This is a genomic window from Lederbergia ruris, assembly GCF_018332955.1.
In the GTDB taxonomy this organism is placed as follows: Bacteria; Bacillota; Bacilli; order Bacillales; family Bacillaceae_C; genus Lederbergia; species Lederbergia ruris.
Genome location: NZ_BORB01000073.1, coordinates 1 through 8580 on the forward strand (window position 1 = coordinate 1; position 8580 = coordinate 8580).

At 41.9% G+C, this 8580-nt stretch carries 8 protein-coding genes; 2 read left to right on the forward strand and 6 right to left on the reverse strand.

All coding sequences use genetic code 11. The annotated features are described in order from the left end of the window. Positions 1 to 182: 182 nt before the first annotated feature. The gene (locus KI363_RS21185) at positions 183 to 2237 is read right to left on the reverse strand and encodes a multicopper oxidase family protein (RefSeq protein WP_212967568.1); all 2055 of its coding nucleotides are present in this window, start codon (positions 2235 to 2237) and stop codon (positions 183 to 185) included. A 352-nt stretch (positions 2238 to 2589) separates the two neighbouring features. Here KI363_RS21185 and KI363_RS21190 point away from each other — a divergent pair, with 352 nt between their 5' ends. Beyond that, positions 2590 to 2925: a MarR family winged helix-turn-helix transcriptional regulator gene (locus KI363_RS21190; protein WP_246516989.1), complete on the forward strand. Its 336-nt coding sequence runs from the start codon at positions 2590 to 2592 to the stop codon at positions 2923 to 2925. 328 nt (positions 2926 to 3253) lie between these two features. On the opposite strand, the gene KI363_RS21195 is transcribed toward KI363_RS21190, so the two are convergent. The 5 genes from KI363_RS21195 to KI363_RS21215 all read right to left on the reverse strand — a co-directional run bounded on the left by KI363_RS21195 (position 3254) and on the right by KI363_RS21215 (position 7233). After that, a complete protein-coding gene (locus KI363_RS21195; protein ID WP_212967569.1) occupies positions 3254 to 3685 on the reverse strand; it encodes an SRPBCC family protein in 432 nt (143 codons plus the stop codon). Between the two features lie 34 nt (positions 3686 to 3719). Beyond that, positions 3720 to 5357 (reverse strand): FAD-dependent monooxygenase, encoded by a 1638-nt coding sequence (locus KI363_RS21200; RefSeq protein WP_212967570.1) that lies wholly within the window; start codon positions 5355 to 5357, stop codon positions 3720 to 3722. A 25-nt stretch (positions 5358 to 5382) separates the two neighbouring features. Continuing rightward, complete coding sequence (locus tag KI363_RS21205; RefSeq protein WP_246516990.1) at positions 5383 to 5970, reverse strand: PadR family transcriptional regulator; 588 nt, start codon at positions 5968 to 5970, stop codon at positions 5383 to 5385. Between the two features lie 320 nt (positions 5971 to 6290). After that, positions 6291 to 6467, reverse strand: a complete 177-nt coding sequence (locus KI363_RS21210; RefSeq protein WP_191967576.1) for a hypothetical protein — start codon at positions 6465 to 6467, stop codon at positions 6291 to 6293. 229 nt (positions 6468 to 6696) lie between these two features. Then, the gene (locus KI363_RS21215) at positions 6697 to 7233 is read right to left on the reverse strand and encodes a dihydrofolate reductase family protein (protein ID WP_212967571.1); all 537 of its coding nucleotides are present in this window, start codon (positions 7231 to 7233) and stop codon (positions 6697 to 6699) included. Positions 7234 to 7337: 104 nt separating this feature from the next. Between KI363_RS21215 and KI363_RS21220 the strand changes: the two genes are divergently transcribed. Continuing rightward, positions 7338 to 8300 (forward strand): helix-turn-helix transcriptional regulator, encoded by a 963-nt coding sequence (locus tag KI363_RS21220; RefSeq protein ID WP_212967572.1) that lies wholly within the window; start codon positions 7338 to 7340, stop codon positions 8298 to 8300. Positions 8301 to 8580 lie beyond the last annotated feature (280 nt).

An 8580-nucleotide genomic window follows, 5' to 3' on the forward strand; every position in this document is an offset into this window, starting at 1 on the left:
GTCTTTCGCAAATCACCACGCACACAGAGGCTCCATGTCAAGCCTTCAAATACACATTTAAATAAGTTTCGAAGCACAATGAAAAAAATTAACTTTTATGTGTCCTAAATATTGACGTAGATCCACTTCTTTCTTTGTTTTTCAGCTTCTTTTAATACCCAAGCTTTACGATAGCACCAAGCCTATTCCGGACTATTACCCGTTTCGCTTCCTATCGCGAAAGGAGTGTATATATTTTCATAAGCCACATGCATCGTCATGCCTCTTAACGCATGATCCAAATTGTGACAATGATCCATCCATAGTCCGGGATTATTTGCCAAGAAAGCAACTTCAAACGTCTCGCCGGGTTCAATATTTACAGTATCTAGGACAAGTGGGCTGCCACTAATCGGTTTTCCGTTTTTACTAATGACTTGGACATGGTGTCCATGAAGGTGCATCGGATGATCGGCAAAACTCCGATTTACAAATGTTGTCTTCACAAGATCTCCCTCCTTGACCATAAGGGTCGGAGTATCAGGAAACGTTTTTCCGTTAATAACCCATTGCTGTCCTGCCTCTCCGTTATAGACACCAAAATAGGTCTGATCAAGAATGAGTGTAAACGTTCTGTCGAAAACGGTCGAAGTATTGAATGGAGCCTGTGCCGGTAATCCATATTTGGTGATATCTAAAATCTCTCCTTCATCGAGCACGTTTTGTTTCCCTTGTCCGTCTGGGCTATACACTATTCCTATTGGTTTGCCTTCCATTAGCATTGCCAGCGTAACGGCAGTGTCAGGCATGATGAATTCGATATCGTAACGTCCTCCTCCTCCGATTCGTAATAAACTAGTCGTCAGAGTACCTGGCTCATTCAACTCATAACCATCGATGGCTACAACCTTGAAAGGCACGCCGTTCAAAGAAAACGTACGAGTTAAATTGTCCGCATTTACGAGACGGAGCCGTACAGGCGTTCCCGAATTAATCATTTTCCTTTGGATTGTATCTGCCGTATCGAGAGCGGGAATATTCCTGCCGTCCGGAGTAATCCAATCATGAGCCACAATCGTCGTATCCATCGTTTTTGTTTCATGTTGACTGGATGGATATATGATAAATGCCCCGAATAGCCCCTTTTGCACTTGGATGGAGGACTGCTGGTGGGAATGGTACCAATGAGTACCCGCCTCTTTTACGACAAAACGATAGGTATACGACTCTCCAGGCATGACGGCATCCTGCGTCATCCCGGCAACTCCATCCTCACCATTAGGGACATCTACTCCGTGCCAATGAATGGTAACCCCACTATCGATATTTTTATTCACCAATTGTACTTCCACCAAATCTCCTTCATTGGCGACAAGCTTTGGACCTGGGCTCTGTCCATTAAATGTCCACGCTTCAATGGATTCGCCGGAAGCAAGTCGAATCTTCTTTGTCTCAGCATAGAGAACGTATTTTTTGTCAGGAATGTCTGTTTGAGGTCCTTTCAACTCCACAACACTAATCGACTTACTGGAATCATGACTGTCATGGTGGGGATTTGTATTTTCATCTAAGATGGAATCTCCACCCCCAAAATCGGCTGTATGGTGATGGACCATATTCATCCTGTCAGGAAATTCACTCATCTTTTGAGAAATGACCAATCCTGTTATGGCAACTCCAAACACCAAAATTAAATATACAGCTCCTCTTACGATTCTTATGCTAATTCGGGGAAGCCGATTTTCCAGAACCTTTAGCCTTCTTCCATGGTAAAGCCATAGCAGACCTACTGAAATGATCAGTGCCCCACCATAAATCAAAATATCTTTTGTATTAGGAACTGCAGGTATGTCTATCGTTACTAGAAAAAAGGCAAGAGCTACTCCAACAGTCATTACATGTACAGACACAATAAAGAACAGTAAAGACTTTTTATTGGTTTCCCTCGATAGGTTAGGCAGCGCAAAGATCAACACAATTGCCGCTGGCAAGCTTAACAGAGGCATTAGGTTCAAGACCCGGTCCATGATAAACAGCCATCCGTAATTTACGAAAATTATCATGATGTCCAGTGCCCAAATCATGATTAGTGCGGTACCGATATAGACGCCAACTTTGGCTGCTTTTAGCCATATTCGGAAGCTCGATTCACTCTCTCCCACATATTTGAGGTGATTCGCGGCATAGCCAGTAGCCCCTGAAACACCCACTAGTAATAGTAATAACAAAAATTCTACTCCCATAAGGAATTCGAACACGACTGTTCCCTCTTTTCCTGAAATTTATCTTAATTATTAAGATATCTGGATGAATTATGTTTATTTCATAATATCAATCAGTCATTACCTTTACCTCAGTCTTAAGGCTGATTAAGAGTTCCTAAACTTTAGCTCTGACTCCCCAACATATATCGCTCAGTGAATGGATCATTTATGCTATACTTTATGAATCGAGATAAATTAAAGGGGGTATGTATTATGCGACCGACACAAACAGCCCTTCATCTGTCACTTTTAGAAGCTTCCAAACAGTTATCCACTCACTATCATGTTTCATCAGGCGATAGCTGGGCATCTTGGCCTTAACATTACAGATCATAAGTGCTTAGATTTGATTCTAAGCAGAGGAAGAGCCACTGCAGGACAGCTAGCAGAGTGGACGGGACTAACCACGGGTGCTATTACAAGCGTGCTAAATCGCTTAGAAAAAGCGGGCTATATCCGCCGGACGAAGGATCCTAACGATCTCAGAGTGGTCTATGCCGAGCCGCTCTATTCACAATTGCATACGATTAAAAAGGCATTTGCTCCATTAAACGATGCCATGCTTGAACTCTACTCGAAGTACAGTCAAGAGGAGTTACAAACCATACTCGATTACTTGATTCTCTCCTGTCAATCTCTTCGAAATCTTACCGATGACCTTCGTAAACCGACTACAGAGTAATCAGTAAAGCCGATGTCGTTAGAACATCGGCCACCTGTACTAGCATGATTGGGGCAAGTGTAATATTCTGGAATGAACCCCGGAAATCCGATTGCTCTCAGCGTGTTGTAGAAATACACCAGTGCGTATTATAGATTACTAGTTGTTAGTCATTGAACGAATCCCCGCCTTCAATCGTGGCAGTCCAACTCATTTATCTTAATTATTAAGATAAATGGAAAAAAAATGACGTATTACTGCTACAAATTTAGAACTAGTTTTAGTCCTAGACTTAGCAGGCAATGCTGAAACCTATGCCACTCTCGCACTGCAGCAAACCGTATGGAGGTTAACCCTTAAGGACAGCCTTCAAGCCTGCAGCTGTTCGCGGCTGCTCTTTCTTCATCGATTGACGCATGAAAAATTCAGCTACCTTCGGAACGTTGTCAATTTGAATTGAGAAATGAACACGGCAAGATTGATCCGAAATCGGCTCAATACGATAGCTTTCTCGAAACGATTGCTTTTCATCAGGAACTGTCTCCAGCGTTAACAATTGATCCTGAATAAGCTCGGTCACGATCATGTTTTTTTCGCTCTTGAAGCCTGAGTATTTTCCTCTTTCGAAATACTTGGTCCCCAACTGAGCCGTTCCTTCAGGAGTAACTCGAGCCTCCATAATGCCCTTAATCCAGGAAGGCCGCCCCTTTAAATCGATGAGGCGTGAAAAAACGATAGATGCGGGATAATCATAGATCTCGGTATATTCAAATATAAGCATAATTATTATTCCTTTCCTTTTTGATGTAGTTGATTTAACGAAAAAGGATTGTCGACAGAGCATTGGTTAACACTTTTTCCATTTCTTCCTTATTCTCCTCTGTATCCGGTTTTCGCCAACCGATATACCCGTCTGGCCGCACGATGATAGCCCCTGTGGAAGTTATACCGTATGCATCAAGAAAATCGTTCCCAGGATTATTGAAATCAGCATTATGCCCATCAACCTGATAAATATCGATCGGGAAACGTAGCGTATCTTTAACATGTTTAGCAGCCTCCACCCAGTTTTGTCCGTCTGATCCAACGAGTAAAACAAATCGAGAACCAAATAGATCTAATGAGGAAATGCTATTGCCATCACGTTCGAGAACGACGTGCGCTGCGCGGGTTCCCGGCTGTCCAGTCCATAACTCGGGCGACTGTACAATGGGAAGGTTTTTTCCGTCCGCTTCCGGTACGAATGCGCCGTCTTGGTAACGATACCCCATATTGACATGTAGGGTGCTTACTGTAATCCCATCCGACCCTTCATGTTCGCGCTGCTGGGAAAGCGTGACTACCTGCTCTACCGTGTAATCTGCTACGGGGCGCCGTTCAGCATCGTATGTGGTAAGCAAATCCGAACCGGCTTCACCACGTAAGACAGCTGCTAGCTTCCAGGCCAGATTCTGCGCTTCAGCGATGCCGGTATTTCCTCCCAAACCGCCGCTTGGAGGCTGAACCCTTGCGGAATCGCCAACTAAAAAAATCCGGTCTTCTTGGAAACGATCAGCTACGCGACCAGCCATTTCCCAAGTTAGTATCTTTTTAATCGTAACAGGGATGTCAGGTATTCCGATTGCTGCTCGAACTAATGACACACAACGTTCTTCTGGATAATCCTCAATGGTTTCCTCTTCGGGATCATATATAACATCCAACCGATATATATGCGGTCTTCTGAAAGTTCCAGGGTACAGAACAAGACTTCCGCTTACATTATCATTGGCGAAAAAACACATATGGGCGTTTTGCCTTCTAAACAGTTCATGAATGTCAGCATCAAAAACTATGCTGATCAGATGGAAGAGCGTACCTTCTCCGTGTTGGCCAATACCTAATTGTTTGCGGATCCCACTTTTACTTCCATCCGCACCTACCATGTATGTGGTTCGAACACGGCGCGTATCGCCGCTAACTCGATCACGAATCATGGCCGAGATGCCACCCTCATCTGTTTCAAACTCGATCAACTCCGTATTATAGCGCAAATCAACACCGATTTTCTCGGCCTGTGCACGTAGAACCGGCTCAAGCAGATCTTGTGCAATGCCGTTTCCTTCAACAGGACTAGCACCCGTAAAGTAGGCACTCATGTCTTCCATCAAATTGTCAAATAATCGCCCAGCCAAACTCTCTACAAACATGATGCCAAACTCCCGAGGAAAAGGGGGTTCTTCACGGCGAATCTCCTCCTCGATCCCTGCTGAACGGAATATTTCCATCGTTCGGGCGGTTAGGCTTGAAACGCGCGGGTGAATGGACGTTCCTGGATGGCGCTCTACGACCAATGGCTTAATTCCCTTGCGAGCTAGGAAAAGGGAAAATGACAGGCCAACCAGACTTCCTCCCACAACGAGGACAGGCACCGTTTCATCGAATGATGAAGACTTACTTGATCGTGTATTCATTAAAAATCAACCTTTCCTATATAAGTTAGTTTTCTTTCTCTCGCAGTTCTTCCATGCTCCATTTCAGTTTTTTAGCATGAATATCCTCGATGATGGATTGGATCCATTCCATTTCAGCCGCAAGCACTTTTTGTTGATACTCGGCCTCAAGTAAAAATAAGCGCGGCAGACCTAGCGATGCTCCTTTCCGAAATTGATCTTCAAGATGTGCGAGTCTATTTTCCAGAGTGCTTACTCTTTGTTTGAAGAGCAATGCGACTTCTTCAGGCGTTAACAATGCCAGAAAAGACACGGCAGCAGGGAACTCTAAAAACTCCTGGGCCGGTGTAGAAATCATTTCCCGGATCCATGAATAGGCAGCATTTCGACCGAGGTCCGTGATTTCATAAACAATTAATTCGGGTCTCCCTTCATTCTTTTTCTTTTCTTGGATGGCAATGGCCTTGTCTCGATGCAAACGTTCAATTGTTTGGTAAATACTCGTTCGATGACGAACATTAATAACCTCATCTTTCCCCCTCTCTTTAATAAGCTGTTGCATACGATAAGGATGCATTGACTCCTCAATCAAAAAACAAAGAATGGCTAAAGCGACAGGTGATTTTTTAATCATGTTGTTTTTCATAGTAATAATATTACTATTCATATTATGACGTGTCAAGATGAACAGCACAAATTTTTTGATAAACGAAGTGGTAAGGATTTCGAGCAATGCGCTATCAGCTAAGCGGATGGGTCGAGGTTCCCCTTATGGAAGGTCTTACAGAAGATCTTGACATCTGGAAATTAGGTTACCAAATGAGTAAATAAGCCTTGTAAAAACGAAATAAAGTACTTTTGACATAGGTAGTGCTGATGCTTCCGGGGGTCCTCACAAAGGTCTAGGATCATTCCTTTTTGCAAACAACAATAGTCTAATTCGCCGTAAGGGGATTAGGCTATTGTCGGCTGTTTATTCGTTTTGGCTTCGTCATACCGGGTGGCTTCTACCGTTACTGTATTGATTTTCGGTAAGCTATTCGATTTGTACAGTAGAAAGCTGATTTTCACTGTCAGAGCCGTGTTTTTCTTATCGAGCAGCCAGTATGGCTTTTTACTTGATTTCAACATTGCTCGGCATCAGTTTAAGGATCACGGTCACTTTGTATACCGTTGTTGTTCAATCAGCTGTCGTACCTTCCTTGAGCGGCGTTGCAACCGTGACCATTGTCGAGTGGAAATAAAGTCGTTTAAAAAACACACGATATCGATTACGATTATATTAATCGAATGTGAGTTTTTTTAAACAGCTATGATATGGAAAGCTGTTACTTGCATATTATTTTATCTGTCAGACGTTTTACCTCTTAACCTCATAATGCAATTCTACAAATTGATTAAACTTCCTTGTCCCTTTTAATAACAATTCTAAATGATAATCCCCATTCTTAAACAAAGGAATCCCACTTCCAATGAGCGTTGGTGCGATAGTTATGATGAGCTCATCAACAGCATTCTCTTTTAGGAAGGAATATAGCAGTTCTCCTCCTCCAACCATCCAAATATTTTTCCCTTCCTGTTTTTTTAATTCATTTACAAAGTCCGGAATATTGGGACAAATAAATTTCACCTGCTCCGTATCAGCAATTGAAGACCTAGTGAACACAAAACAATTTTTATCAGAATACGGCCAGCTACTGTCACCCTCATGTTCCATAATCCAATCATAAGTTGTTTTCCCCATTAAAACGGTATCAATCGTGTCAAAAAACTCAGAAGTGCCATTATCCCCTTCTCCCTCTACTTGAAACAACCATTCAAGTGACTCCTCTTTTGTTGCAATATACCCGTCTAAACTTGTTGCAATAAATAATATCACTTTCCGACTTTCAGTCATCAATCATTCTCCTTTCCGTTTCTATAGATTAAGTATAAAATATTAATATGACATCTCTTGTCATATAAAAATAAATTTGCACTTCGAAAGAAGGTTAAAAGATTATGCGGGCTGATCGGTTACTCAACATAATGATATTGCTGCAAAATAGAGGGAAAATGACAGCCAAGGAGTTGGCAACTAAACTTGAGGTTTCAGAAAGAACAATTCTAAGGGATATGGACGCCTTAAGTCATGCGGGGATACCGATTATTTCGGATCGAGGGAAAGACGGAGGTTGGCGTCTGTTAGATAATTTTCGCACTCACTTAAGCGGGTTGAACACTGACGACGTCAAATCGCTCTTTCTTTTCCCTTCGGAAGAATTGCTGAAAGACTTAGGATTCAATAAACAAACATTGGATACGAGACAAAAATTATTAGCCTCCATCCCAGAAACTTTTCAAGAAGAGGCACAAGTGAGCTGGGAAAGAATTCATATCGACTCGGGTACTTGGCGACAAACTAAGGAAAGCGTTCATGCTCTTAAAACAGTCCAGCAAGCAGTGTGGGAAAGCAAAAGGCTAACAATCGTTTATAAACAGGCGAATGGAGAACAAAAGGAAAGGCTGGTTGAACCATTAGGATTGGTAGCAAAAGGGAATAGGTGGTATCTTGTGGCATCAAGAAATGGAGAACTGCGTAATTACAGGGTATCACGCATACACACAGCAAAGATTGAAGATGAAACTTTTAGAAGGCCGCTCGATTTCAATTTGGCGGATTACTGGGAGCAATCGAAGAAAGAATTTATACAAAATTTACCCCAATATGATGTACAAGTAGAACTACATCCGGCTATTATTAAAAGAATTAATTTTACAGGTAAGTTTGTTCAATTTATAAAAACAGAAAATCCAAATGGAGATAAATGGATACCGGCGGCTCTAAGATTTAATGATAAGCAAGAGGCGATCGAGTTCATATTAGGATTTGCAAATAAAATTAAGGTCATTTCGCCAAAGGATCTTCCGAATGAAGTCGTGTCGTCGGCTATATCCGTTATTAAATTTTACAAAAATAAATAGACATCCCTAACTGTATATTTATCTTGGAATTAATTTTATCTTAAATGAGGTAACTAATTTCCGTTGCTAAATAATAAAAATAGTTTATTGCTGTTATAAGCACATAAGTATAAAAACCAAAAAAAGCTCCTTTTTTCCAATTGAGTGATTCCTTCTCATTCATCGACTTGAAAAGCCTCAAAACATCACTTCCCTAACTTTGCAAAATGGCCCGATTCAGGCACAGAGTTTCTTCAACAACTACGCCCGATAGAGGATTAAAAAGAATACAGTTCTATTA

Excerpts from the sequence above, each read along its gene's own strand:
- KI363_RS21200 (WP_212967570.1), bottom strand. The coding sequence starts at position 5,357 with ATGAATACACGATCAAGTAAGTCTTCATCATTCGATGAAACGGTGCCT.
- KI363_RS21195 (WP_212967569.1), bottom strand. The coding sequence starts at position 3,685 with ATGCTTATATTTGAATATACCGAGATCTATGATTATCCCGCATCTATC.
- KI363_RS21215 (WP_212967571.1), bottom strand. The coding sequence starts at position 7,233 with ATGACTGAAAGTCGGAAAGTGATATTATTTATTGCAACAAGTTTAGAC.
- KI363_RS21210 (WP_191967576.1), bottom strand. The coding sequence starts at position 6,467 with ATGTTGAAATCAAGTAAAAAGCCATACTGGCTGCTCGATAAGAAAAAC.
- KI363_RS21220 (WP_212967572.1), top strand. The coding sequence starts at position 7,338 with ATGCGGGCTGATCGGTTACTCAACATAATGATATTGCTGCAAAATAGA.
- KI363_RS21205 (WP_246516990.1), bottom strand. The coding sequence starts at position 5,970 with ATGATTAAAAAATCACCTGTCGCTTTAGCCATTCTTTGTTTTTTGATT.